The sequence below is a fragment of the Pseudomonas sp. TH39(2020) genome (genome assembly GCF_016650715.1).
In the GTDB taxonomy this organism is placed as follows: domain Bacteria; phylum Pseudomonadota; class Gammaproteobacteria; order Pseudomonadales; family Pseudomonadaceae; genus Aquipseudomonas; species Aquipseudomonas mandelii_C.
Window position 1 is genome coordinate 1,742,297 of the sequence record NZ_JAEKFF010000006.1, and the last position, 25,624, is coordinate 1,767,920.

Annotated in this window: 26 protein-coding genes and 1 tRNA gene; 16 read left to right on the forward strand and 11 right to left on the reverse strand. The window is 59.5% G+C overall.

The genetic code is table 11. The features are described from left to right. The first annotated feature begins 193 nt into the window (after positions 1-193). The 5 genes from glnA (at position 194) to ntrC (ending at position 5,775) form a co-directional block, all read left to right on the forward strand. Entirely contained in the window at positions 194-1,600 is a 1,407-nt protein-coding gene (glnA, locus tag JFU47_RS15690; RefSeq protein WP_046045568.1) for a glutamate--ammonia ligase, read from the forward strand. A gap of 299 nt (positions 1,601-1,899) precedes the next feature. After that, positions 1,900-2,409, forward strand: coding sequence for a DUF4124 domain-containing protein (locus JFU47_RS15695; RefSeq protein ID WP_201184091.1), 510 nt, complete (start codon positions 1,900-1,902; stop codon positions 2,407-2,409). Further along, entirely contained in the window at positions 2,406-3,026 is a 621-nt protein-coding gene (locus JFU47_RS15700; RefSeq protein WP_201184094.1) for a DUF4124 domain-containing protein, read from the forward strand. Before JFU47_RS15695 ends, JFU47_RS15700 begins: the two co-directional genes overlap by 4 nt. Before the next feature lie 230 nt (positions 3,027-3,256). Next, positions 3,257-4,342: a nitrogen regulation protein NR(II) gene (gene glnL, locus JFU47_RS15705; RefSeq protein WP_008024908.1), complete on the forward strand. Its 1,086-nt coding sequence runs from the start codon at positions 3,257-3,259 to the stop codon at positions 4,340-4,342. After that, positions 4,339-5,775: a nitrogen regulation protein NR(I) gene (gene ntrC / locus JFU47_RS15710; protein ID WP_008149434.1), complete on the forward strand. Its 1,437-nt coding sequence runs from the start codon at positions 4,339-4,341 to the stop codon at positions 5,773-5,775. The genes glnL and ntrC overlap by 4 nt, the downstream gene beginning before the upstream one ends. Before the next feature lie 522 nt (positions 5,776-6,297). Here ntrC and JFU47_RS15715 read toward each other — a convergent pair. Further along, positions 6,298-6,738 carry a hypothetical protein gene (locus tag JFU47_RS15715; RefSeq protein WP_046052179.1) on the reverse strand — a complete coding sequence of 147 codons (441 nt, stop codon included), beginning with the start codon at positions 6,736-6,738 and terminating at the stop codon, positions 6,298-6,300. Here JFU47_RS15715 and trmL point away from each other — a divergent pair. Further along, positions 6,737-7,192 carry a tRNA (uridine(34)/cytosine(34)/5-carboxymethylaminomethyluridine(34)-2'-O)-methyltransferase TrmL gene (trmL, locus tag JFU47_RS15720; protein ID WP_008149431.1) on the forward strand — a complete coding sequence of 152 codons (456 nt, stop codon included), beginning with the start codon at positions 6,737-6,739 and terminating at the stop codon, positions 7,190-7,192. The two genes, JFU47_RS15715 and trmL, sit on opposite strands and share 2 nt — an antisense overlap. Before the next feature lie 130 nt (positions 7,193-7,322). Here the strand turns inward: trmL and secB are convergent, their stop codons facing one another. The 3 genes from secB to JFU47_RS15735 are packed head-to-tail and all read right to left on the reverse strand — an operon-like array spanning position 7,323 to position 8,519. Then, a complete protein-coding gene (secB, locus tag JFU47_RS15725) occupies positions 7,323-7,808 on the reverse strand; it encodes a protein-export chaperone SecB (RefSeq protein ID WP_007949026.1) in 486 nt (161 codons plus the stop codon). Between the two features lie 41 nt (positions 7,809-7,849). Beyond that, positions 7,850-8,104 (reverse strand): glutaredoxin 3, encoded by a 255-nt coding sequence (gene grxC, locus JFU47_RS15730; RefSeq protein ID WP_008149430.1) that lies wholly within the window; start codon positions 8,102-8,104, stop codon positions 7,850-7,852. Position 8,105: 1 nt separating this feature from the next. After that, entirely contained in the window at positions 8,106-8,519 is a 414-nt protein-coding gene (locus tag JFU47_RS15735) for a rhodanese-like domain-containing protein (protein ID WP_123366994.1), read from the reverse strand. A 153-nt stretch (positions 8,520-8,672) separates the two neighbouring features. Between JFU47_RS15735 and gpmI the strand changes: the two genes are divergently transcribed. From gpmI to JFU47_RS15760, 5 genes are all read left to right on the forward strand, one after another. Next, complete coding sequence (gene gpmI / locus JFU47_RS15740) at positions 8,673-10,202, forward strand: 2,3-bisphosphoglycerate-independent phosphoglycerate mutase (RefSeq protein WP_201184097.1); 1,530 nt, start codon at positions 8,673-8,675, stop codon at positions 10,200-10,202. Positions 10,203-10,432: 230 nt separating this feature from the next. Further along, positions 10,433-11,731 carry a murein hydrolase activator EnvC family protein gene (locus JFU47_RS15745; protein WP_140680568.1) on the forward strand — a complete coding sequence of 433 codons (1,299 nt, stop codon included), beginning with the start codon at positions 10,433-10,435 and terminating at the stop codon, positions 11,729-11,731. Positions 11,732-11,762: 31 nt separating this feature from the next. After that, positions 11,763-13,082, forward strand: a complete 1,320-nt coding sequence (locus JFU47_RS15750) for a S41 family peptidase (protein WP_201184100.1) — start codon at positions 11,763-11,765, stop codon at positions 13,080-13,082. 1 nt (position 13,083) lies between these two features. Beyond that, the gene (locus JFU47_RS15755) at positions 13,084-13,866 is read left to right on the forward strand and encodes a divergent polysaccharide deacetylase family protein (protein WP_140680564.1); all 783 of its coding nucleotides are present in this window, start codon (positions 13,084-13,086) and stop codon (positions 13,864-13,866) included. Between the two features lie 104 nt (positions 13,867-13,970). Further along, positions 13,971-15,209: a trypsin-like serine peptidase gene (locus tag JFU47_RS15760; RefSeq protein ID WP_201184102.1), complete on the forward strand. Its 1,239-nt coding sequence runs from the start codon at positions 13,971-13,973 to the stop codon at positions 15,207-15,209. 3 nt (positions 15,210-15,212) lie between these two features. On the opposite strand, the gene JFU47_RS15765 is transcribed toward JFU47_RS15760, so the two are convergent. From JFU47_RS15765 to JFU47_RS15795, 7 genes are all read right to left on the reverse strand, one after another. Next, positions 15,213-15,968: a substrate-binding periplasmic protein gene (locus tag JFU47_RS15765; RefSeq protein WP_201184105.1), complete on the reverse strand. Its 756-nt coding sequence runs from the start codon at positions 15,966-15,968 to the stop codon at positions 15,213-15,215. Positions 15,969-16,046: 78 nt separating this feature from the next. Further along, entirely contained in the window at positions 16,047-16,817 is a 771-nt protein-coding gene (gene hisF / locus JFU47_RS15770) for an imidazole glycerol phosphate synthase subunit HisF (RefSeq protein ID WP_007972752.1), read from the reverse strand. A gap of 9 nt (positions 16,818-16,826) precedes the next feature. Further along, positions 16,827-17,564 (reverse strand): 1-(5-phosphoribosyl)-5-[(5-phosphoribosylamino)methylideneamino]imidazole-4-carboxamide isomerase, encoded by a 738-nt coding sequence (hisA, locus tag JFU47_RS15775; RefSeq protein ID WP_007897434.1) that lies wholly within the window; start codon positions 17,562-17,564, stop codon positions 16,827-16,829. A gap of 42 nt (positions 17,565-17,606) precedes the next feature. Further along, on the reverse strand, positions 17,607-17,864 hold the full coding sequence (locus JFU47_RS15780; protein WP_008024930.1) for a DUF2164 domain-containing protein: 258 nt from the start codon (positions 17,862-17,864) through the stop codon (positions 17,607-17,609). Further along, positions 17,865-18,503, reverse strand: a complete 639-nt coding sequence (hisH, locus tag JFU47_RS15785) for an imidazole glycerol phosphate synthase subunit HisH (protein WP_033058292.1) — start codon at positions 18,501-18,503, stop codon at positions 17,865-17,867. Next, positions 18,503-19,096 (reverse strand): imidazoleglycerol-phosphate dehydratase HisB, encoded by a 594-nt coding sequence (gene hisB / locus JFU47_RS15790; RefSeq protein ID WP_003218037.1) that lies wholly within the window; start codon positions 19,094-19,096, stop codon positions 18,503-18,505. The genes hisH and hisB overlap by 1 nt, the downstream gene beginning before the upstream one ends. A 292-nt stretch (positions 19,097-19,388) precedes the next feature. Further along, positions 19,389-21,053: an OFA family MFS transporter gene (locus tag JFU47_RS15795; protein ID WP_201184108.1), complete on the reverse strand. Its 1,665-nt coding sequence runs from the start codon at positions 21,051-21,053 to the stop codon at positions 19,389-19,391. Positions 21,054-21,276: 223 nt separating this feature from the next. On the opposite strand from JFU47_RS15795, the gene JFU47_RS15800 reads away from it, so the two are divergent. The 5 genes from JFU47_RS15800 (at position 21,277) to JFU47_RS15820 (ending at position 25,497) form a co-directional block, all read left to right on the forward strand. Continuing rightward, positions 21,277-21,681 (forward strand): acetyl-CoA sensor PanZ family protein, encoded by a 405-nt coding sequence (locus tag JFU47_RS15800; protein WP_201184111.1) that lies wholly within the window; start codon positions 21,277-21,279, stop codon positions 21,679-21,681. A 78-nt stretch (positions 21,682-21,759) separates the two neighbouring features. Beyond that, entirely contained in the window at positions 21,760-23,985 is a 2,226-nt protein-coding gene (locus tag JFU47_RS15805; RefSeq protein ID WP_201184113.1) for an AsmA family protein, read from the forward strand. Next, entirely contained in the window at positions 23,982-25,049 is a 1,068-nt protein-coding gene (gene mutY / locus JFU47_RS15810; RefSeq protein WP_140894138.1) for an A/G-specific adenine glycosylase, read from the forward strand. The genes JFU47_RS15805 and mutY overlap by 4 nt, the downstream gene beginning before the upstream one ends. After that, positions 25,046-25,318, forward strand: coding sequence for an oxidative damage protection protein (locus JFU47_RS15815; protein WP_008149405.1), 273 nt, complete (start codon positions 25,046-25,048; stop codon positions 25,316-25,318). The genes mutY and JFU47_RS15815 overlap by 4 nt, the downstream gene beginning before the upstream one ends. Positions 25,319-25,421: 103 nt before the next feature. Beyond that, a tRNA-Phe gene (locus tag JFU47_RS15820) sits at positions 25,422-25,497 on the forward strand. Positions 25,498-25,624 lie beyond the last annotated feature (127 nt).

Below are 25,624 nucleotides of genomic sequence, written 5' to 3' on the forward strand. Positions count from 1 at the left end.
GGGGCGCTATTTCCCGCATTGCGCCGCTTTGTACCTTTATAAGCGTGAAATTGGGGCAAAAAACCCACGGTGGGGCACTGGCATGCAATTTGCTCCCTTGTGAGGCAGGTTGCCTTGGCAGAGTATTCGCGCCGGCATCACCCACATTCTAAGGGCATCCACTACTTAAGCCCGAAGCCACCCGGAGGACACTATGTCGAAGTCGGTTCAACTCATCAAAGATCATGACGTCAAGTGGATTGATCTGCGCTTCACGGACACCAAAGGCACTCAGCACCACGTGACCATGCCGGCTCGCGACGCGCTGGATGAAGCTTTCTTCGAAGAAGGCAAAATGTTCGACGGTTCCTCCATCGCTGGCTGGAAAGGCATCGAAGCCTCCGACATGATCCTGATGCCGGACGACAGCACTGCCGTTCTCGACCCGTTCACCGAAGAGCCAACCCTGATCCTGGTTTGCGACGTGATCGAGCCTTCGACCATGCAAGGCTACGACCGTGACCCACGTGCGATCGCCAAGCGTGCCGAGGAATACCTGAAGTCGACCGGTATCGGCGACACCGTATTTGTTGGTCCAGAGCCTGAATTCTTCATCTTCGACGAAGTGAAGTTCAAGTCCGACATCTCCGGCTCCATGTTCAAGATCTACTCCGAACAAGGTTCGTGGATGTCCGACCAGGACGTGGAAGGCGGCAACAAAGGCCACCGTCCAGGCGTCAAAGGCGGCTACTTCCCGGTTCCGCCGTTCGACCACGACCACGAAATCCGTACCTCCATGTGCAACGCCATGGAAGAAATGGGCCTGGTCATCGAAGTTCACCACCACGAAGTGGCCACTGCCGGCCAGAACGAAATCGGTGTGAAGTTCAACACCCTGGTGGCCAAGGCTGACGAAGTTCAGACCCTGAAGTACTGCGTACACAACGTTGCTGATGCATACGGCCGCACCGCGACCTTCATGCCTAAGCCGCTGTACGGCGACAACGGCTCGGGTATGCACGTTCACCTGTCCATCGCCAAAGATGGCAAGAACACCTTCGCTGGCGAAGGCTATGCCGGCCTGTCCGACACCGCTCTGTACTTCATCGGCGGCATCATCAAGCACGGTAAGGCCCTGAACGGCTTCACCAACCCGTCGACCAACTCCTACAAGCGTCTGGTCCCAGGTTTCGAAGCTCCGGTAATGCTGGCCTACTCGGCTCGTAACCGTTCCGCTTCAATCCGTATTCCTTACGTGTCCAGCCCTCGCGCTCGCCGTATCGAAGCTCGCTTCCCGGATCCGGCAGCCAACCCGTACCTGGCCTTCGCTGCCCTGGTAATGGCCGGCCTGGACGGTATCCAGAACAAGATCCACCCTGGCGATGCTGCTGACAAAAACCTGTATGACCTGCCGCCTGAAGAGGCGAAAGAGATCCCACAAGTTTGCGGCAGCCTGAAAGAAGCCCTGGAAGAGCTGGACAAAGGTCGTGCGTTCCTGACCAAAGGCGGCGTTTTCAGCGACGACTTCATCGACGCTTACATCGCTCTGAAAAGCGAAGAAGAAATCAAGGTTCGTACCTTCGTACACCCACTGGAATACGAGCTGTACTACAGCTGCTGATCCGGTAGCGCCTGCGCAAGCGGCGTGACAAAAAAGAGGCCTCCTTCGGGAGGCCTTTTTTGTGGGCACGATTTAGAAATCGACGCAGAACCCTGTGGGAGCGAGCCTGCTCGCGAAAGCGGTGGATCATTCGATATTGATATTGACTGACCCGGCGCTTTCGCGAGCAGGCTCGCTCCCACAGGGGGTTTGGGGTGTTTGGGAGATGCGGATAAATCATGCCCAAATGTTAACAACTTGGGTCAACCACCGCCCCTGACCTATGCTGCAACCCAACGCCTTCGCTTCCGGTCAATTTTATGGGTCGTGGTTTTCTACTGATGTTGCTGTTGATCGCCCTGCCCGCCGCAGCGCAGATCTATAAGTACACCGACGCCGACGGCAACACCGCCTACAGCAATCAACCGCCCGATGGCGTGAAGGCTCAGCCGGTCGAGTTGCCACCGTTGAACAGGGTTGAGCCTCAAGCCCCTTCTGCGCCACCTGTCGAAGCCACCAGTCGCGAACAACCGCGCAGCGCTTACGAGGTGCTGGAGCTGACCAACTTACCCACTACCGAAGCGCTGCGCGCCAACAACGGCACCTTCACCGTCAACGTGCTGATCAAACCCCGCCTGCAAGGCCCTCATCTGTTCAGGCTGTTGCTGGACGATCAACCTTACGGCCAGCCGAGCAACGTGCCGATCCTGCAACTGGTCAATATTGATCGCGGCACACACAGCCTCGCGGTGCAGGTGATCGACGGGGAAAACATCGTTCAACAAAGTCCCACCGTGACGTTCACCGTACAACGGGTGCATAAGCCGTGAGGCTGTGGCTGCTGATCGCATGCTTGATCGCCCTGCCGGTGACGGCCGAGGTGTTCACCTACGTCGACGCCCAGGGCAATCGGGTCTATACCGACCAGCCAGGCTCCGGCAACGCCAAGCGCGTGCCGCTGGCGACGAGTAACCGCATGTCCGCCAACCCAACCGGCGCTACGCCGATGACAGCGCCGAAGAAACCCGAAGCCAAAGCGCTTTTCCACTACGACATGCTGAGAATCCTCGTGCCGGAGCCAGACGCCACGGTACGCAGCAGCGCTGGCGAAATAATCGTCAGCGTTACCAGCGAACCCGGCCTGCAACGTGGCCATCGCTACCAACTGCTACTCGACGGCCAACCCACCGCAGATCCCGGCCTGAGCCCGGTATTCGCCCTGAGCAACATCGATCGCGGCAGCCATAATCTCTCTGTGGAAATCTTCGACGAGCACGGCCGCACGGTCGAGCGCACAGCCAACCAGCCGTTCCACATGCTGCGCATCTCCCTCGCGCAGAAGCGTCAGGTCAAACCCTGCGCCCTCCCCGATTACGGCCAACGGCCGGAATGCCCGCTCAAAGACAAACCCGCAGAAGAAAAAAATCCCTTCCTGCGCTTCTTCTAACGCCGCTCAGGTTTGCGCACTATATTGGTGCAATTGGTTGCACCGTACTCACATCCCATCCCATTTTGGTTCGAAAGTACCCGCGAAAGCTGGCAGAACGCCACGCAAACGAGCGTCAAACGCCCGTTTCAGGCCTTTAACGCTTCTTTTCGGAGCCTTGGTTTGGTTTTTGCATTTTCCTTGTATCGGCGCGTTATTCACGCGCATGCCCTGCTCCAAAAGAGGTCCTGATGACCATTAGCGACGCACTACACCGCTTGCTACTCGACAACCTGACCACCGCCACCATTCTGCTCGACGCCGAACTGCGCCTCGAGTACATGAACCCGGCGGCGGAGATGCTCCTGGCCATCAGCGGTCAGCGTAGCCATGGGCAGTTCATCAGCGAGTTGTTCACAGAATCTACCGAGGCGCTGAACTCCCTGCGCCAGGCGGTCGAGCAGGCCCACCCGTTTACTAAGCGCGAAGCGATGCTCACCGCCCTCACCGGCCAGACGCTGACCGTCGACTACGCGGTAACGCCCATCCTGGCCAACGGCGCCACCATGCTGCTGCTGGAAGTTCACCCCCGTGACCGCTTGTTGCGGATCACCAAGGAAGAGGCGCAGTTGTCTAAGCAGGAAACCAGCAAGATGCTGGTTCGCGGCCTCGCTCACGAGATCAAGAATCCTCTCGGCGGGATACGCGGCGCGGCGCAATTGCTCGCTCGCGAATTGCCGGAAGAAAGCCTGCGCGACTACACCAACGTGATCATTGAAGAGGCCGACCGCCTGCGCAATCTGGTCGATCGCATGCTCGGCTCCAACAAACTGCCGTCGCTGGCGATGTGCAACGTCCACGAAGTTCTGGAACGGGTTTGTCATCTGGTGGAGGCCGAAAGCCAGGGCTGCATCACTTTGGTGCGCGACTACGACCCAAGCATTCCCGACGTGTTGATCGACCGCGAACAGATGATTCAGGCTGTGCTGAACATCGTGCGCAATGCGATGCAGGCCATCAGCAGCCAGAACGAGCTGCGCCTTGGCCGCATCAGCCTGCGCACCCGCGCCATGCGCCAGTTCACCATCGGCCACGTGCGCCATCGTCTGGTGACCAAGATCGAAATCATCGACAACGGCCCGGGCATTCCCGCGGAGTTGCAGGAAACCATCTTCTTTCCCATGGTCAGTGGCCGCCCGGACGGTACCGGGCTGGGCCTGGCCATTACCCAGAACATCATCAGCCAGCACCAGGGCCTGATCGAATGTGACAGCCATCCAGGCCACACCACCTTCTCGATCTTTCTGCCACTGGAACAAGGAGCCACATCGACATGAGCCGTAGTGAAACCGTGTGGATCGTCGATGACGACCGTTCTATCCGTTGGGTCCTGGAAAAAGCCTTGCAACAAGAAGGCATGACCACGCAAAGCTTCGACAGCGCCGATGGCGTGATGAGCCGCCTGGCGCGCCAGCAGCCGGACGTGATCATCTCCGACATTCGCATGCCGGGTGCCAGCGGTCTGGACCTTCTGGCGCGGATTCGCGAACAACACCCACGGCTGCCGGTCATCATCATGACCGCTCACTCCGATCTGGACAGCGCTGTCGCGTCCTATCAGGGCGGCGCGTTTGAATACCTGCCAAAACCGTTCGACGTTGACGAGGCGGTGTCGCTGGTCAAACGCGCGAACCAGCACGCCCAGGAACAGCAAGGCCTGGAAGTCCCGGTCGCCTTGACCCGCACCCCGGAAATCATCGGTGAAGCGCCGGCGATGCAGGAAGTGTTTCGCGCCATCGGGCGCTTGAGCCACTCCAACATCACCGTGCTGATCAACGGTGAATCGGGTACCGGTAAAGAGTTGGTGGCGCACGCGCTGCACCGTCACAGTCCGCGTGCGGCTTCGCCGTTCATTGCGCTGAACATGGCGGCGATCCCGAAAGACCTGATGGAATCCGAGCTGTTCGGCCATGAAAAAGGCGCGTTCACCGGCGCGGCCAACCTGCGTCGCGGGCGTTTTGAGCAGGCTGACGGCGGCACGCTGTTCCTCGATGAAATCGGCGACATGCCGGCAGACACTCAGACTCGTTTGCTGCGGGTGTTGGCGGACGGCGAGTTCTACCGCGTCGGCGGCCATGTGCCGGTGAAGGTCGATGTGCGAATCATCGCCGCGACTCACCAGAATCTGGAAACCCTGGTGCACGCCGGGAAATTCCGTGAGGACTTGTTCCACCGCCTCAACGTGATTCGCATCCACATTCCACGGTTGTCGGACCGTCGCGAAGACATCCCGACCCTGGCCAAGCACTTCCTCAGCCGCGCCGCGCAAGAACTGGCGGTGGAGCCGAAGCTGCTGAAAAGCGAAACCGAGGAATACCTGAAGAACCTGCCGTGGGGCGGCAACGTGCGTCAGCTGGAGAACACCTGCCGCTGGATCACGGTGATGGCTTCGGGTCGCGAAGTGCACATCAGCGACCTGCCGCCGGAGCTGCTGAACCTGCCGCAGGATTCGGCGCCGGTGACCAACTGGGAGCAAGCGCTGCGCCAGTGGGCCGATCAGGCGTTGGCTCGTGGCCAGTCGAGCCTGCTCGACAGCGCTGTACCGGCGTTCGAACGGATCATGATCGAAACCGCCCTCAAACACACCGCCGGCCGCCGCCGCGATGCCGCCGTTTTGCTGGGCTGGGGGCGTAATACCCTGACGCGCAAGATCAAGGAATTGGGGATGAAGGTTGATGGTGGGGATGATGATGAGGGGGATGAGGGTTAACTTTTAACCCTGTGGGAGCGAGCCTGCTCGCGAAGGGGCCATCAAATTCGACATTGATGTTGACTGAGCCACCGCTTTCGCGAGCAGGCTCGCTCCCACATTTAGAGTTCAGTGCACCGCCGCAATGCACCGTGAACCGCAATCGCGCACGGCAACAGATCCGAAATCCCGCCTGCGTTCGCAACCAAACCCCTATCGAAAAAACACGAAAGCCCCGGAGTACGGGGCTTTCGACGCTTCAGCGCGACATTCTGTTTCAACTTGTTAAAACCTGGCACGCCCCCTGCAATAGTCCATTCAGTGATTCGATTCACTACCCAGTTTCGGGGACCTTGGTACAGGCAGGCCGGGGATTCCCCTCTTTACACCGGGCTCACACCGCACAAGCGACGAGCCGAAGCAGTTTTGGGGCCCTTGATACAGGCAGGTCAGGGGTTCCTTCTTTACACCGGGCTCACGGCGCAATGCGCGAGCCCTGCCGTTTTGGGGACCTTGGTACAGGCAGGCCGGGGATTCCCTCTTTTATTGCTCTCGGAGATGGATCTCCAGCCGCCAGCGGTCATCGACCTCGCTACCGGCCCACTCGCCCTGCAGTGGCCGGGCCGCCACCACCGTCAGCAACAACCCCCCATCACTCAAACGCACGCGCCAGTTCACGCTCTTGTCGTTGATTTTGAGCTGACCTTTCTGTGCCTTTCCTTCAGCCTCGAACAGCAACGCGAGGCTACCGTCGACGAACTCGCCATGGGCCTTGGGTTCATTGTTGAACCACACCACCAGCCCATCGTTCGTGACCTCGACCTGCTGCAATTCGCTGGGGTCGGGAGTGGTCAGGCGACCGATCATCAGCCCCACCATCACCCCGACAATCGCCAGCGAAGCCATCACTCGCGGGAATAGCTTCGAACGCGGGTCAGCTTCAGGCGTAGAATGCCGCTCATCTTTACCTTCGGAGCCGTGCATGTTTCACGTCATCCTTTTCCAACCAGAAATTCCGCCGAATACCGGCAACGTTATCAGGCTGTGCGCCAACAGTGGCTGCCACCTGCATTTGATCGAACCGCTGGGCTTCGAGATGGACGACAAGCGCCTGCGCCGGGCCGGCCTCGATTACCACGAGTATGCCACCCTGCAACGCCACGCAGACCTCGCCAGCTGCCTGGAAAGCCTCGGTCATCCTCGGCTGTTCGCTTTCACCACCAAGGGCTCGCGGCCGTTCCACGACGCCAGCTTCGCCGAGGGCGATGCGTTCCTGTTCGGCCCGGAAAGTCGCGGCTTACCGGCGGAAGTGCTCGATGCACTGCCCGGCGAACAACGTTTGCGCCTGCCGATGCGTGAAGGCTGCCGCAGTCTGAACCTGTCGAACACAGTGGCGGTCGCCGTGTACGAGGCCTGGCGCCAAAACGGGTTTAAATAACACCACAAACCAATGTGGGAGCGAGCCTGCTCGCGAAAGCGGTGTATCAGACGACATTGATGTCATCTGACACTCCCTATTCGCGAGCAGGCTCGCTCCCACATTAAAATTGCTTTGGTGCTTCGAACGCTTACTGAACGGTCGGGGTTTCGCCAGCCGCCTGCATGCGTTGCAGTTCTTGTGCGTACAGCGCGTCGAAGTTCACCGGGGCCAGCATCAGCGCCGGGAACGAACCGCGGGTGACCAGGCTGTCCAAGGTTTCACGAGCGTACGGGAACAGGATATTCGGGCAGAACGCACCGAGGGTGTGGCTCATCGAAGCGTCGTCGAGGTTCTTGATCAGGAAGATCCCGGCCTGTTGCACTTCAGCAATGAACGCCACTTCGTCGCCGTTCTTCACGGTAACGGACAGGGTCAGTACGACTTCGTGGAAGTCGCCTTCCAGAGCCTTTTGACGGGTGTTCAGATCCAGACCGACGCTCGGTTCCCACTGCTGGCGGAAGATTGCCGGGCTTTTCGGGGCTTCGAAGGACAAGTCACGTACGTAGATGCGCTGCAAGGAGAATTGCGGTGCGGTTTCTTCTTCGCTAGCTGCAGTGTTCTGTTGGTCAGTCATCTCAGATCCTTTCTGATCTTGGGGTCTTATAGGGAAGGCATTCAGGCCTTGAGCATGGCGTCGAGCTTGCCGGCGCGCTCAAGGGCAAACAAATCATCACAACCACCCACGTGGGTGCTGCCGATCCAGATCTGCGGCACGGACGTACGTCCCGCCTTCTGAGCCATGGCGGCACGCACCTGCGGCTTGCCATCGACCTTGATCTCTTCGAAGGCCACGCCTTTGTTCTCGAGCAGGTACTTGGCTCGCGAACAGTAAGGGCAGTAATCGCTGGAATAGACGACGACGTTGCTCATATCACTTCACCAGCGGCAGGTTGTCGCCTTTCCAGCTGGAAATACCGCCGGAGAGCTTGGCGGCGGTGAAGCCGGACTTCATCAGTTCGCGGGCATGTGTGCCGGCGGTCTGGCCCATGGCGTCGACCAGGATGATGGTCTTGGCCTTGTGCTTTTCCAGTTCGCCGACGCGAGCGGTCAGTTTGTCGTGAGGAATGTTCACCGCGCCAACAATGTGACCGGCGGCGAAATCCTTGGTCGAACGAATGTCGATCACAACGCCCGCGTCCTTGTTGACCAGCCCGGTCAGTTCACCGGTGCTCAGGCTGCGGCCGCCGCCTTGCATCTGATAGGCCAATAGCAGGGCTGCCAGTACAACGAAGATACCCACGAGAATGTAGTGGTTGGTGGCGAATTGAATCAGATGATCAACCATCGAAGGAGGTTCCAGGGCGTTAAAATGTCGGCCAGTATACACAGCCACTATGGTGGGCCAAACCCCGTCCGGCGGTGACGTGGATTGAACTTGCCTTTAAACTGCCACTCCCTTTTCCATCGCCCTCTATTAACTCAGCCACGAGTGGAATCCATGACTACCACGCCTAAACCTTTGGTCCTGATTATTCTCGACGGCTTCGGTCACAGTGAGAGCCCTGAATCCAATGCCGTGTTTGCGGCGAAGAAGCCCGTACTGGACCGTCTGTGGGCCACCGTGCCGAACGGTCTGATCTCGGGCAGCGGCATGGACGTCGGCCTGCCGGATGGCCAGATGGGCAACTCCGAAGTCGGTCACATGAACCTCGGCGCCGGCCGCGTGGTGTATCAGGACTTCACACGCGTGACCAAATCGATCCGCGACGGCGAGTTCTTCGAGAACCCGACCATCTGCGCCGCTGTCGATAAAGCCGTCGCTGCCGGCAAAGCCGTGCACTTCATGGGCCTGCTGTCCGATGGCGGTGTTCACAGCCACCAGGATCACCTGGTTGCCATGGCCGAACTGGCTTTCAAGCGCGGCGCCGAAAAAATCTATCTGCACGCCTTCCTTGATGGTCGCGACACGCCGCCGAAAAGCGCTCAGTCGTCCATCGAACTGCTGGATGCGGCCTTCCAGGCCCTCGGCAAAGGCCGGATCGCCAGCATTGTCGGCCGTTACTTCGCCATGGACCGCGACAACCGTTGGGACCGCGTGTCCCAGGCTTACAACCTGATTGTCGATGGCAACGGCGAATTCAACGCCGCCACCGCTCAGGAAGGCCTGCAAGCCGCGTACGAACGTGGCGAAAGCGACGAATTCGTCAAAGCCACCAGCATCGGTGAGCCGGTGAAAGTCGAAGACGGCGACGCCGTGGTGTTCATGAACTTCCGCGCTGACCGCGCCCGCGAACTGACCCGCGTGTTCGTCGAAGACGATTTCAAGGAATTTGAACGTGCCCGCCAGCCAAAACTGGCCGGCTTCGTCATGCTGACCCAGTACGCCGCCAGCATTCCCGCCCCATCGGCCTTCGCCGCGGGCAGCCTGGACAACGTGCTGGGCGACTACCTGGCGAAAAACGGCAAGACCCAACTGCGCATCGCCGAAACCGAGAAGTATGCCCACGTGACCTTCTTCTTCTCCGGCGGTCGCGAAGAACCGTTCCCTGGCGAAGAACGCATCCTGATCCCGTCGCCAAAAGTCGCCACTTATGACTTGCAGCCCGAGATGAGCGCCCCGGAAGTCACCGACCGCATCGTCGATGCCATCGAAAACCAGCGTTACGACGTGATCGTGGTCAACTACGCCAACGGCGACATGGTCGGCCACAGCGGCGTGTTCGACGCAGCCGTAAAAGCCGTTGAATGCCTCGACCTGTGCGTCGGCCGCATCGTTGACGCGCTGGAAAAAGTCGGCGGCGAAGCGCTGATCACCGCCGACCATGGCAACGTCGAGCAAATGTCCGACGCATCCACCGGCCAGGCGCATACCGCGCACACCACCGAACCGGTGCCGTTCATCTATGTCGGCAAGCGTGACTTCAAGGTTCGCGACGGCGGCGTGCTGGCGGATGTGGCACCGACCATGCTGATGTTGATGGGCCTGGAAAAACCGACGGAAATGACCGGGACTTCGATACTGGTCTGATTAGGTCCTTCAAACGCCACCAAACCCTGTGGGAGCGAGCCTGCTCGCGATAGCAATCTGACAGCCAAGATCACGGTTGAATGTTCAGACGCCATCGCGAGCAGGCTCGCTCCCACATTGGTTTTCGGTGTTTTTCAGCCCGGTTATCACACAACCCCAATTGGGCGTTTTTTTTGCAGCGCTTGGCGGGCATACTAGGCCCGTCCCTTTCCCTGGTGTCGCCCGCCTCTATGCTTCGCGTCCTGATAGCCCTTGCTCTGACATGCCTGCTCCAACCGGCCTTTGCTGACGAGCGCGCGCAAACCCAACAACAGTTGGACGCCACGCGTCAGGACATTGCCGAGCTGAAAAAACTGCTGGGCAAACTCCAGGAAGAAAAATCCGGTGTGCAGAAAGACCTCAAAGGCACCGAGACCGAGATGGGCAAGCTCGAGAAGCAGGTCGAAGCCCTGCAAAAAGAGCTGAAGAAAAGCGAAGCCGAGCTGCAGCGACTCGATGCCGAGAAAAAAAAACTCCAGAGCGCGCGCATTGAACAGCAGCGACTGATCGCCATTCAGGCCCGCGCGGCCTATCAGAACGGCCGTCAGGAGTACTTGAAGCTGCTGCTCAACCAGCAGAACCCGGAAAAATTCGCCCGCACCCTCACCTATTACGACTACCTGAGCCAGGCCCGCCTGGAGCAGCTGAAGAATTTCAACGAAACCCTGCGCCAACTGGCCAATGTCGAAAAAGACATCGCCATGCAACAGGCGCAATTGCTGGTGCAGAAAAGCAGCCTCGACAGCCAGCGTGATGAACTCGACAAAGTCCGCAAGGAACGTCAGCAAGTCCTGGCCAAGCTCAGCGACGACGTGAAAGCCCGCGATCAGAAGCTGGCAGCCCGCGAGCAAGATCAGGCAGACCTGTCTAAAGTCCTTAAAACCATTGAAGAAACCTTGGCCCGTCAGGCCCGAGAGGCAGAAGAGGCGCGGCAAAAAGCGCTGATTGCCCAGCAGGAAGCCGAAAAAAAGCGTTTACGTGAGGCTCAGGCTGCAGCAGATGCAGACGCCACTGATGCCCCACGCAAACCCGTTAAATCGACACCCGGCGCCCTGGTATCAAGTTCAGGTGAGACCTTTGGCGGCCCCTTTGCTTCAAGCCGGGGAAAACTTCCCTGGCCCGTTGATGGTCGACTGCTTGCACGCTTTGGCGAAACCCGTGGCGACGACGCCCGCACCAAGTGGGACGGCGTGATGATCAGCGCCTCCGCCGGCAGCCAGGTGCACGCCGTGCATGGCGGTCGCGTGGTGTTCGCCGACTGGTTGCGCGGCGCCGGGCTGCTGGTGATTCTCGACCACGGCAACGGTTTTTTGAGTCTTTATGGTCACAACCAGACGCTGCTCAAGTCTGCGGGTGACGTGGTAAAAGCCGGTGAGTCCATCTCCACTGTGGGTAGCAGTGGCGGGCAGGACACACCAGCGCTGTATTTCGCTATTCGTCAGCAGGGTCACCCGAGTGATCCAGCGCAATGGTGTCGCGCGCAAGGATAAGCACGCGACCTAATTCAGGAGTTCGTTCGACATGCTGCATTTGTCCCGCCTTACCTCGCTGGCCCTGACGATCGCCCTGGTGATCGGCGCGCCTCTGGCGTTCGCCGCTCAACCGGCCCCGGCGGTCGCGCCTGCGGGCACGGCTGCGACCACCAAGGCGCCGTTGCCTCTGGAAGAGTTGCGCACCTTTGCCGAGGTCATGGATCGGATCAAGGCCGCGTATGTCGAACCGGTGGACGACAAGACCCTGCTGGAAAACGCCATCAAAGGCATGCTCAGCAACCTCGACCCGCACTCCGCCTATCTGGGCCCGGAAGACTTCGCTGAGTTGCAGGAAAGCACCAGCGGCGAATTCGGCGGCCTGGGCATCGAAGTTGGCGCCGAAGACGGTTTCATCAAGGTCGTTTCACCGATCGATGACACTCCGGCCTCCAAGGCTGGCATTCAGGCCGGCGACTTCATCGTCAAGATCAACGGCCAACCGACCCGCGGCCAGAGCATGACCGAAGCCGTGGACAAGATGCGCGGCAAGATCGGCCAGAAAATCACCCTGACCCTGGTGCGCGACGGCGGTACACCGTTTGACGTGACCCTGGCCCGCGCCATCATTCAAGTGAAGAGCGTGAAGAGCCAGCTGCTGGAATCCGGCTACGGCTACATCCGCATCACCCAGTTCCAGGTCAAGACCGGCGACGAAGTCTCTAAAGCCCTGGCCAAGCTGCGCAAGGACAACGGCAAGAAGCTCAAAGGCATCATCCTCGACCTGCGTAACAACCCGGGCGGCGTGCTGCAAGCGGCGGTGGAAGTGGTCGACCACTTCATTACCAAGGGCCTGATCGTTTACACCAAGGGCCGTATTGCCAACTCCGAACTGCGCTTCTCCGCCACCGGCAAGGACGAAAGCGAAGCCGTGCCAATGGTCGCGCTGATCAACGGCGGCAGTGCCTCGGCCTCGGAAATTGTCGCCGGTGCCTTGCAGGATCAGAAACGCGCGGTGGTCATGGGCACCACCAGTTTCGGCAAAGGCTCGGTACAAACCGTGCTGCCGCTGAACAACGAACGCGCACTGAAGATCACCACGGCGCTGTATTACACGCCGAACGGCCGCTCGATCCAGGCTCAGGGCATCGTCCCGGACATCGAAGTGCGCAAGGCCAAGATCACCAACGAGCAGGACGGGGAGTACTTCAAGGAAGCCGATCTGCAAGGTCACCTGGGCAATGGCAACGGCGGCGCCGACAAACCGACCACCTCCAGCGGCAAAGCCAAGGCGATGCCGCAGGATGACGACTACCAATTGGCCCAGGCCCTGAGCCTGCTCAAAGGGTTGAGCATCACCTCCGGCCGCTGAGATGCGCCTGCGGTTGCTCCTCGGCCTGCTGTGCTGTCTGGTGGGTGTCGCTCACGCGGCGCCTGCCCCTCAAAAGGCTTACATCACTCTGATCATCGATGACCTGGGGCAGAACCTGCCCCGGGATCGTCGCGTGTTGGCCCTGCCCGGCCCGGTCACCACGGCGATCATGCCCGACACGCCCCACGCCACCGAATTCGCCCGCGAGGCTCACCGCGCCGGCAAGATCGTCATCCTGCACATGCCCATGGACCCGGCCACCGGGCCGTTCGCCTGGCATCCCGAGTTACCCATCGAAGAACTCGAAAAGCGTCTGAACGCGGCGTTCCAGGCTGTGCCGTATACCGCAGGTATCAACAACCATATGGGCAGCCGCATGACCGTTCAGCAACCGGCCATGGCCTGGCTGATGGCGGACTTGCAGCGTCGGCACAAGCTCTTCGTCGACAGCCGCACCAGTGCGCAAACCGTGGCGGCCGCCGAGGCGCAGAAGATTGGTCTGGCGAGCGTTTCGCGGGATGTATTCCTGGATGACGAGCCCACTGAAGCCGCGATTTTTACTCAGCTACAGACGGCTATCAGCCTGGCGCGCAAGCAGGGTTCTGCGGTGATGATCGGGCATCCGTATCCGCAGACATTAGCGGTGCTTGAACGTGAATTGCCCAAGCTCAAGGCTCAGGGCATTGACTGGATCGATATCAAACAGATGATCAGTGTGCGCGGCAATCGTGCAACGGCAGCGCACGGCAAGGATGGCCAGTACCGTCTCCCGACCGCACGGTAATTCCTCGCAGCCCACTCCATTTCACGATAACTATTTATACCTTTCGGTACACCGCCGCGTGCCACGATAGCGCTCAGCCTGAATTTCATCACCAAGGAATGGACATGAAATACCTCAGCTTCTTTTGCTTCGCCGGCCTGATTGGCCTGCTGGTTATTTCCGCCGCGCAGGCCCGCGACCTGGGCGAAGGCGCTGTCAACGACTCACCGTCAAGGGCACTGCAAAACAGCGAACATTTTTATGAAATCTGGAGCGGCGTGGGACGACTCAGTCTCCAATCGGGCGAGACTTGCAGCGCCGTTCTGCTGGACACGCGAAACAGACACGGCCAAGCCACTGGCCCTGCTTACCTGCTCACCAGCGGTCATTGCGTGCTCTTTCAGTACGGTTCGGCGCGGACCAATCTGCCTTTGGAAGCCAGCGTCACCTTCCACTACTTTCATGACATGCCACAGCGTAAGCGCCGATACGCCATTCGAACTGTCCGATGGAGCAGTCTGGTCGGGACCGATCTTGCAGTACTGGAGGTCGACGCGACATTGGCGTCGCTGATACAGGCCGGGGTCAACCCGCTCAAGCTGGCGTCCCATCAAACCTACGAGAGTCAGGATGCGCTTAACGTTGGCGCGCCGGGTGGCTTTACCGAACAGGGGCTTCGATTGAGCGCCTGCGCTGAACAAACCGCCGGAACATTCATCGATCATCCCGGGGTGTTCCCTTTAGCCATGAAAAACAGCTGCGACCTTTACGCTGGCAGCTCCGGTAGCCCGATGCTGAACCGCCGCACCAATGAAATCACCGGCATCGTCAGTAAAGTCGCTATCTCGCGCAATACCCCAGCGCCGCCCGATTGTGAGCACTCGACGTCTTGCACGGCCGCCCGTTTCAACTACAGCTACTCCGCCAACTTTCTTCACAAGTGCTTTATTGATGGGGTCTTTACCAGTGATGGGGCGGACTGTTCATTGGAGCCGGTCGAGCTGACTGTCACGGAGCCCTGGAAGCTCAAGTCATACGTGCATAGAACGCAAAACGCAGATGGGCAGATCGTATTGCCTACGTGGGATTTCAGGTTCTCCCTCGAGGCGCCCTTCTATCGCTACAAAACGGTCCATAACGCCAGGGGCTGCAAAGCTTCCGACAATTACAGCGCCGCTATCAGCGCTGAAGAGGCTTACATCAATAGTGAAATCGGGCCACAAAGCGGCGCACATGCGCTCTGTATTATCGGCGTCGCCTCAGGGGAACAGCAGCTGACAAGGGCGAGGTTGAATAACGTGTTTACAAGTGCCGTGTACTTGAGCGCGACGCCGGCCGCTCCGTCTCAGGTTGTATCGAAGTGATGGCTACAGATACTTCGCCATGATGTCGTCCACCACGCCTTCCTTGCGTAGCTGATCCAGCGCGGCTTGCAGCTTGGCGACGGTTTCATCCGGAACGTCTTTGTTCAACGCCAGGTACAACTCGGCACTATTGAAGCGCAGCACGGTCTTGAGCCCTGTCACCCCGTCCTGACGCGCCAGATAGCGGCCTGCCGGGTCACCAGTGGCCCACAGGTCGATCTGGCCGTTGACCAGTTTTTTTGCGTTGTCCTGATCGCGCAGCACAACGATCGGCTTCAGTCCTTGCTTGGCTAGCGTCTCGGCAATCGCATCGCCCTTGTAGGCGCCGATCTTGTACTTGCGCGCCTGATCCAGCGTCTCGAGTGTGATCTTGCTGTCAGCCTTGGCCAGCATGATCCAGTCGTCCGGACCAATCGGGCCAACCCACTTGAACAGTTTCTCGCGGTCCGGCAACCGCGCCATCACAAATACGCCGTAACCGGGTTTCTCCAGGGCGAGCTTATAGATTCGCTCCCAAGGGAAACGCAGCGTCAGGCTATAGGTGACTTCGGCGCGCTTGAATATCTCGCGGACGATGTCCACGGCGATGCCATTGATGTTCTCGTCCTGAGCGAAGTTCTTGCCGTTCTTCGCCATGTTGTAGGGGGGGAAATTTTCAGTCAGCAACACCAGACCGGTGTCGGGATTTTCTGTGGCATGCGCTCCATTGATGAGCAATAGAGAAGCGCTGGCGAGGACAAGAAGAAGGCGTTTAAGCATGTCTGGCTACCTGAATCCATGGCGTACCCAAGAGTGCCTTGAGCCCGCCATGATGTCCACTGGCCTGTATCGGTTTGTTTACCGCATCACGATGCCGCGATGGGCCATGTAGGCCTTGGCTTCCTGCACGGTGTATTCGCCGAAGTGGAAAATACTCGCCGCCAATACCGCGCTGGCGTGGCCTTCGATAATGCCGTCGGCCAAGTGCTGCAGGTTGCCGACACCGCCGGACGCGATTACCGGAATGCCCAAGGCATCGCTGATAGCGCGAGTCACGCCCAGGTCGAAGCCGTTTTTCATGCCGTCCTGGTCCATGCTGGTCAGCAGGATTTCACCGGCACCGAGGCCTTCCATCTTCTTCGCCCACTCAACGGCGTCGAGACCGGTTGGTTTGCGACCACCGTGGGTGAATATTTCCCAGCGTGGGGTTTCGCCCGGACCGGAAACTTTCTTCGCGTCGATGGCGACGACAATGCACTGCGAGCCGAAATGCTGAGCCGCTTCGCCGACGAATTCCGGGTTGAACACCGCAGCGGTGTTGATCGAAACCTTGTCCGCGCCGGCATTGAGCAAGTTGCGAATGTCCTGCACGGTACGCACACCGCCACCCACGGTCAGCGGGATGAACACCTGGCTGGCCATGCGTTCGACGGTATGCAGCGTGGTGTCGCGACCGTCGACGCTGGCGGTGATGTCGAGAAAGGTAATCTCGTCGGCACCTTGCTCGTCGTAGCGACGGGCGATTTCCACCGGGTCGCCGGCGTCGCGAATGTTCTCGAACTTGACGCCCTTGACCACCCGGCCGTTATCCACGTCCAGGCAAGGGATGATGCGTTTGGCCAGCGCCATGGTGAGTCCTCAGCCTTTGTACGAATCGCAGAAAGCTTGCGCTTCAGCGACATCGAGGGTGCCTTCGTAGATCGCCCGGCCGGTGATGGCGCCGATGATGCCTGGCGCCTTGGCGTCGAGCAGCGACTTGATGTCACCCAGATTGTGGATACCGCCGGAAGCGATCACCGGAATCTTCGTCGCAGCGGCCAGGGCGGCGGTGTACGAAACGTTGCAGCCCTGCATCATGCCGTCTTTGGCGATGTCGGTATAAACGATCGCGGACACGCCGTCGGCTTCGAATTGCTTGGCCAGGTCGATCACCTGAATGGTGCTGATTTCAGCCCAACCGTCAGTGGCGACAAAACCGTCTTTGGCATCCAGACCGACGATAACCTTGCCCGGGAACGCGCGGCAGGCTTCAGCAACGAAAGCCGGATCTTTCACAGCTTTGGTGCCGATGATCACGTAGCTCACGCCCGCCTTCACGTAGTGTTCGATGGTTTCCAGGGAGCGGATACCGCCGCCGATCTGAATCGGCAGGTTCGGGTAGCGCTTGGCGATGGCGGTGACCACTTCGCCGTTGACCGGCTGGCCTTCGAAGGCGCCGTTCAGGTCGACCAGATGCAGACGGCGGCAACCGCCTTCCACCCACTTGGCAGCCATGCTCACCGGGTCATCGGAGAACACCGTGGAATCTTCCATGCGGCCCTGGCGCAGACGAACACAGGCACCGTCTTTAAGATCGATAGCGGGAATAATCAGCATCTGGCAAACCTTCAAATTCGATTGTTCAGCTTCGCTCGAAAATCAGTTTTTCTCGAGCGCCCACAAGTCGCTTTCGATGCTTTCGAACCTTTCTTTAAGGTGCGTCTGCACATCGAAAATCGCCCTGTTGTAATAGTGCGGCGCAATTTCACGGGTAAACAGCTCAAGGATTTCAGCCGCTTCGAACGAACCCAGGTCCAGTTCGAAGCGATCTTCCATGAAGCGTTTGATCTTGTGATTGGCCTCGTTCTCCTGTTCGGGAGTGAGGGTCAGGATCGGCGGCTTCTTCTTGACGGCCATTTACCAGCGACCATCCCACGCGGCGAAGTTCTGCAGCAATTGCAGGCCGTGGGTATGGCTCTTCTCCGGGTGGAACTGCACGGCGAAACGCGAGCCATCGGCCAGCGCGGCGGCGAAATCGACACCGTAGTGACCGCCACCCACCACTTGCCGCGGGTTGCCGGCAGCGATGTAGTAGCTGTGCACGAAGTAGAAACGCGCCAGGTCCGGAATGTTGTGCCACAGCGGATGACTCACCGTCTGCTTCACTTCGTTCCAGCCCATGTGCGGGACTTTCAGGTGCTCGCCGTCTTCGTGCAGGTCTTTGCCGAAGAACTTCACCGCGCCCGGGAACAGGCCGATGCAGTCGACGCCGTCGTTCTCTTCACTGCTGTCGAGCAAGGCTTGCATGCCGACGCAGATGCCGAGGAACGGGCGGTCCTGGCTGACTTCGCGCACCAGCGAATCGAAGCCCAGGCGACGGATCTCCGCCATGCAGTCGCGAATCGCGCCGACCCCGGGGAAAACCACCCGGTCGGCTTCGCGAATCACGTCGGCATCGCTGGTGATCAAGACCTTGCCGGCACCGACGTGCTCGAGGGCCTTGGCCACCGAGTGCAGGTTGCCCATGCCGTAATCGATAACCGCAACCGTCTGCATTACAGAACGCCTTTGGTCGACGGCATCTGACCGGCCATGCGGTCATCCAGCTCTACCGCCATGCGCAGTGCGCGGCCGAATGCCTTGAACACGGTTTCGATCTGGTGGTGGGTGTTGGTGCCGCGCAGGTTGTCGATGTGCAGGCTGACAAGCGCGTGGTTGACGAAGCCCTGGAAGAATTCCTGGAACAGGTCAACGTCGAAGCCGCCAACGGTGGCACGGGTGTAGGGAACGTGCATCTGCAGGCCAGGGCGGCCGGAGAAGTCGATCACCACACGCGACAACGCTTCATCGAGCGGCACGTAGGCGTGACCGTAGCGACGGATGCCTTTCTTGTCGCCGATGGCTTTGGCGAAGGCCTGACCCAAAGTGATACCGACGTCTTCCACCGTGTGGTGGTCGTCGATATGCAGGTCGCCCTTGCTGACAATATCCAGGTCGATCAGCCCGTGACGGGCGATCTGGTCCAGCATGTGCTCAAGAAAAGGTACACCGATATCAAATCGGGCCTTTCCGGTGCCATCCAGGTTGATCGAGGCTTTGATCTGGGTTTCCAGAGTATCGCGCTCGACTGACGCCTTACGTTCGGCCATCACCAGCTCCGCAAAATCATTGGGCGAAAAAGGCAACCATTATAGGGGCGCGGGCGCCAAACAGAAACACGGGAGGTGATATGACTGACGGAGTGAATCCCGTGTTGTCGGGGATAGACATGTCCATACAAGCCATTTTGGGCACTGCAAAACAACTGTGGGAGCGAGCCTGCTCGCGAAAGCGGTGGTTCAGCCAACACTGATGTCGACTGACACTCCGTCTTCGCGAGCAGGCTCGCTCCCACAGGGTCGGTGTTTATTCAGGGCTGGATGTTGTCAGCCCATGAACACCTTAGTGGAACAAGACTGCCGTTTTCTGCAGGGTCACCCAAACACCCCACGCCAACGGAATACCCACCACCAGCCACGCCGCAATCGCCAGCGGCTTGCTGCCCGGCGCCGCTTTCCATTCCAGCACGGTGCTGCTGTCAGCACCTTTGTCATGGCCCAGCGCCTGTTCGGCGGCCAGTTCAGCGTCGGTCATGAAGTACTTGTCAGCCACCGGACGCACCAGCAGGTTGCAGATGAAACCCAGCACCAGCAGGCCCGCGAGGATGTACAGGGTGATGTCGTAAGCCGCGGCGCGTTCAACGCCTATGCTCAGCTGATACTCACGCAGGTAGTTCACCAACACCGGACCCAACACACCCGCCGCCGCCCAGGCCGTCAGCAGACGACCGTGGATCGCGCCGACCATTTGCGTGCCGAACAGGTCCGCGAGATACGCAGGGACAGTCGCAAAACCACCGCCGTACATCGACAGGATGATGCAGAAGGCCGCCACGAACAGCGCAACGTTGCCCAGGTGACCGAGGTTCGGGATCAACGCGTACAGCGCAAAACCGAGAGCGAAGAACACGAAATAAGTGTTTTTGCGGCCCAGGTAATCCGAGAACGAGGCCCAGAAGAACCGGCCACCGATGTTGAACAGGCTCAGCAAGCCGGTAAAACCGGCAGCAATTGCAGCGATCGAGGCCAGTTGCGAAGCGTCGAGCTGACCGAAAGTCAGACCGTTACCCAGCAACTTACCGGCAAACACTTCCTGCAACAGCGGCGAAGCCATGCCGAGGATGCCGATACCCGCCGAAACGTTCAGGCACAGCACCAGCCACACCAGACGGAATTGCGGGGTTTTCCACGCCACATTCACGTGGACGTGACGGTGGGTGATCATCGAGTTGGAAGCTTTCTTCGCCGGAGCGGTCCAGCCTTCAGGTTTCCAGCCGGTTGGCGGAACGCGGTAGGACAGTGCGCCACCGATCATGAACACGAAGTAGATCGCGGCCATCACCAGGAAGCTCTGCCACACGCCGACACTGGTTGGCGAAGCGAAGTGGCCCATCAAGGCTGCGGCCAGCGGAGCACCGACCATCGCGCCACCACCGAAACCCATGATTGCCATGCCGGTCGCCATGCCGCGCTTGTCCGGGAACCACTTGATCAGGGTCGATACGGGCGAGATGTAACCCAGGCCCAGGCCGATACCGCCAATGACCCCGGAGCCGATCCACATCAGCCATATCTGGTGGGTGTAGACCCCCAGCGCTGAAATCAGCAGACCGCCACACCAGCACAGTGCCGATACAACGCCAGCCTTGCGTGGCCCGGCGTGTTCCAGCCAGCCGCCCCAGATGGCGGCCGAGCAACCGAGGAAAATGAAGAACAGGGTGTAGATCCAGCCGAGCATCGAGATCGGCCAGTCACATTGGGACGAGAAGACTTGCGAGATGAAGCTCATGTCCGGCGCGCAGGCCACTGCCTTGGTCACGCCCAGGGCTTTGGACAGTGGCAACCAGAACACCGAAAAGCCGTAGGCCATGCCGATGCACAGGTGGATGGCCAGGGCGGCCGGTGGTACCAGCCAACGGTTGAAACCGGGCTTGGCGATGATGCGCTCCTTGGACAGGAACGCGGGCTGGTCGGCTTTGAGGCCGTCCGCCGTGATGCTCGTGGTCATTGTGTATCCCCCAATTATTAGTATGGTTCGCCAGCCACTCCTCACCCCCAGCCTTTATGCGCACGCATGACTGTTTTTTCAGGCTGAAGCTCCGTTTTGGTGCGACTTCACGTCGCAGAAGGACGGACGAACCGGCAGAGGTTACCATCTGTACGTGACAGAAAAATCAAAGTGATATCACCTTTTGTATGTCATCAGTTCTCGTACCACTGAAGGAACCCTCATGCCGATCATTGTCGAGCCGCTAAACGAAGCCACTTATCAGGATCAGCAAGATCTGCAGAAGATCTACCGCGATGCTCCGGACTGGCTGTTTGCCCCGTTTACCGGGGATTTGCAGCTGATCGAAAGCTGCCTGCATGACGGCTCGCTGATCGCTGGCCGCTTCAACGATCGACTGTTAGGCGCGGCACGCCTGCAACGACACCAGGATGTCTGGCACCTGTCCCAACTATGTGTACGAAAAATTACCCGTCGTCGTGGCGTGGCCGAGCGGCTGGTGAACGAAGCGCAGAAAATGGCGTCGCAAGCGGGTGCGACATTGCGTCTGTTGGCGCCTGCCGGGCATCTGGAGGCACAAGCGCTGGCGGCCAAACTGAAAATGCCGCTGGATGCGTTGCCGACGTGATCGCTGACCGGTCGTCCGCTGCGGAGCGCTATACTCCCCGGCTAAATTTCGAATTCGACTAACTACAAGGACTCGCCCATGAAAGCGTTCGGCAAAATCCTGGGTCTGGTACTTCTCGGGCTGTTGCTGATCATTGTGGCGCTGGGCTTTGCCCTGACCCACCTCTTTGATCCCAACGACTATAAAGACGAGATTCGCCAGATAGCCCGCGACAAGGCCCACATCGAGCTGACGCTCAATGGCGATATCGGCTGGAGCCTGTTCCCGTGGCTGGGCCTGGAATTGCACGAAGCCAGCGTCGCGACCCTGGCCAAGCCCACCGAGCCGTTCGCTGACTTGCAGATGCTCGGCCTGTCGGTTCGCGTGCTGCCGCTGCTGCGCCGTGAAGTGCAGATGAGCGATGTACGCGTCGAGGGCCTGAACCTGCGCCTGACCCGCGACAAGGACGGCCACGGCAACTGGCAAGACATCGGCAAGACACCGGCGCCAGCCACCCCCGCTACACCGCCCGCGACCACTGGCGAACCCGCAACTGAGACCACCGCCCAAGCGGAAAAACCGGCCCAGCCGATTCGCCTGGACATCGACAGCCTGACCGTCAACAACGCCCGCGTTGAATACAGCGACGAGAAAACCGGCAAGCAATTCAGCGCCGAAAGCATCCAGCTGAGTACCGGGCCGGTGCATGACTCCACCAACATCCCGATCAAACTCACCGCGTTCCTGGGCACCAACCAGCCGGTCTTGCGTGTCCGTACCGAGCTCAACGGCGAGCTGCGTTTCGAACGCGCACTGCAGCGCTACAAATTCGAAGACATGAAACTCTCTGGCGAAGTGGCTGGCGATCCGCTGCAAGGCAAAACCATGACCTTCGCCGCCCAAGGCCAGTTGCTGCTGGATAAAGCGGCGAACGTCGCCGAATGGACTGGCATCAAGATCTCTGCCAACCAACTGCGTGCATTGGGTGAACTGAAGGTCAACGACCTCGATAAAACTCCGCAAATCAGCGGCGGCCTGTCGATCGCCCAGTTCGATCTGGCGAAATTCATCGACAGCATCGGCCAGAAGCTTCCGGCGATGGCTGAAGGCAGCCTGAGCAAAGTCGAACTGGTCAGCCGCCTTGCCGGCACGCCGACCAGCGTGATCCTGGACAACATCAACCTCAAAGTCGACGACAGCACCTTCAGCGGGCGCATCGCCGTCGAGGACTTCGCCAAGCAATCGCTGCGGGCAACCCTCAAGGCCGACACCTTCAACGTCGACCGTTATCTGCCACCAAAATCCGCCGAAGCCAATAGCGCGACACAAGTGCGTCAGGCTGAAGTGGCCAGCACCGAGGCCGAGGCCATGGCTGGCCCCGGCAGCACACCGCTGCCGCAAGCACCGACCAAAGACGCGTGGAGCAACGAGCGCCTGCTGCCGGTGGAACGCCTGAGCAAACTCGACGTAGACGCTGACCTCACCTTCGGTCAGTTGACCCTCGAAAAATTGCCGATCCAGAACGCTGCGCTCAAGGCCACAGGCCAGGGCGGTCTGCTGACACTGGAAAGCCTTCGCGGCGACCTGTACGACGGCAACTTCGACGCCAAAGGTACGCTCGACGTGCGCCAACAGGTGCCAGCGCTGAACATGCAGACGAGCATCACCAAAGTACCGGTGGAAAAAATCCTTGAAAGCCAGGGAAAAAATCCACCGGTCAAAGGTCTGGTGACACTCAACAGCAACCTGACCGGCAGCGGCAACAGCCAGAAAGCGCTGATCGAAACCCTCAACGGCAACGCCAGTTTCATCATCAACAACGGCGTGTTGCTCAATGCCAACCTAGAACAACAGCTGTGCAAAGGCATCGCCACCCTGAACCGTAAATCCCTCAGCGGCGAACCACGGGGCAAGGACACACCGTTCCAGGAGCTCAAGGGCAACCTGACCTTCCTTAACGGCGTGGCCAGCAACCCGGACCTGAAAGTGCGCATCCCGGGCATGACCGTCAACGGCGACGGCGATGTCGATCTGCGGGTGCTGGGCATGGATTACCGCGTGGGCGTTATCGTCGAAGGCGACAAGAGCGACATGCCGGACCCGGCCTGCCAGGTCGGCGAGAAGTTCGTCGGCATCGAGTGGCCGCTGCGCTGCCGTGGCCCGCTGGAACTGGGCGCCAAGGCTTGCCGTCTCGATAACGAACGCATGGGTCAGGTCGCGAGCAAACTGGCTGGCGAAAAAATCAGCGAAAAAATCGACGAGAAGCTTGGCGACAAAGTCAGCCCGGAACTGAAAAATGCTTTGAAGGGGCTGTTCAAGCGATGAGAGCCGAGCAGTTTTCATCGGCGGTGCTGGACTGGTACGACCGCCACGGCCGCCACGACTTGCCTTGGCAACAGGGCATCACACCGTATCGGGTGTGGGTTTCGGAAATCATGCTGCAACAAACCCAGGTCAGCACCGTGCTGAACTACTTCGACCGCTTCATGGCCTCGTTGCCGACGGTCGAAGCCCTGGCCGCTGCGCCGGAAGACGAAGTCCTGCACCTGTGGACCGGCCTCGGTTACTACACCCGCGCACGCAATCTGCAGAAGACCGCGAAGATTGTTGTCGCCGAATACGGCGGCGAGTTTCCGCGGGATGTCGAAAAACTCACGGAGCTGCCGGGTATCGGTTTGTCCACGGCGGGCGCCATCGCCAGCCTGAGCATGGGTCTGCGGGCGCCGATCCTCGACGGCAACGTCAAACGGGTGCTGGCGCGCTTTACTGCGCAAGAGGGTTATCCGGGCGAGCCAAAGGTCGCCAAACAGCTGTGGGCGAACGCTGAGCGCTTTACGCCGCATGATCGGGTCAACGCCTACACCCAGGCGATGATGGATCTGGGCGCCACGCTTTGCACCCGTAGCAAGCCGAGTTGCCTGCTCTGCCCGCTCGAAAAGGGCTGCGAAGCGCACATGCTTGGCCTGGAGACGCGCTACCCGATCCCCAAACCGCGCAAAGCCGTGCCACAGAAGCGCACGCTGATGCCGATGCTTGCCAACGGCGAAGGCGCGATTCTGCTTTACCGTCGCCCTTCCACGGGCTTGTGGGGCGGTCTATGGAGCCTGCCGGAACTCGACGACCTCGACGACCTGCAACATCTGGCTTCGCAGCATTCGCTGGAGCTTGGCAGTCAACAGGCGCTGCCGAGCCTGGTACACACCTTCAGTCATTTTCAGTTGTCCATCGAACCCTGGCTGGTTCAGGTCCAGGAGGCCGGCCATCACGTGGCCGAGGCCGACTGGCTCTGGTATAACCTCGCCACCCCGCCGCGCCTGGGCCTTGCCGCCCCGGTCAAAACCTTGCTCGAACGCGCGGCCGCCGTATTGAACGCAGGAGAGTCGTCATGACACGCACCATCATGTGCCGCAAGTACAAAGAAGAATTGCCCGCCCTGGAGCGCGCTCCATTTCCTGGCGCAAAAGGTCAGGACATTTTTGACCACGTCTCGGCCAAAGCCTGGGCAGACTGGCAAAAGCACCAGACTCTGCTGATCAACGAAAAACGCCTGAACATGATGAACGCCGAAGACCGCAAATATCTTCAGGGCGAGATGGACAAGTTCTTTTCCGGCGAGGAATACGCCAAGGCTGACGGCTACGTTCCGCCGGCTGAATAATCCCGCTTTTTCGAGGGTCGGAACGTAAGCGACGGTAATAATTAAAATTTTTTTGAAAACTTTCTTGACGACCCCCTGAAAAACCAGTTTAATGCGCCCCGTTGCCCAGATAGCTCAGTCGGTAGAGCAGGGGATTGAAAATCCCCGTGTCGGCGGTTCGATTCCGTCTCTGGGCACCAAATACCGAAAACCCTGAATCGCAAGATTCAGGGTTTTTTTATGTCTGCGATTTGATGAGGCACTGTTCCAGCATTATCGAAGCGCCGGACGAAGCATCAATTCCCCACCACCTGTCGACGCCAGCAC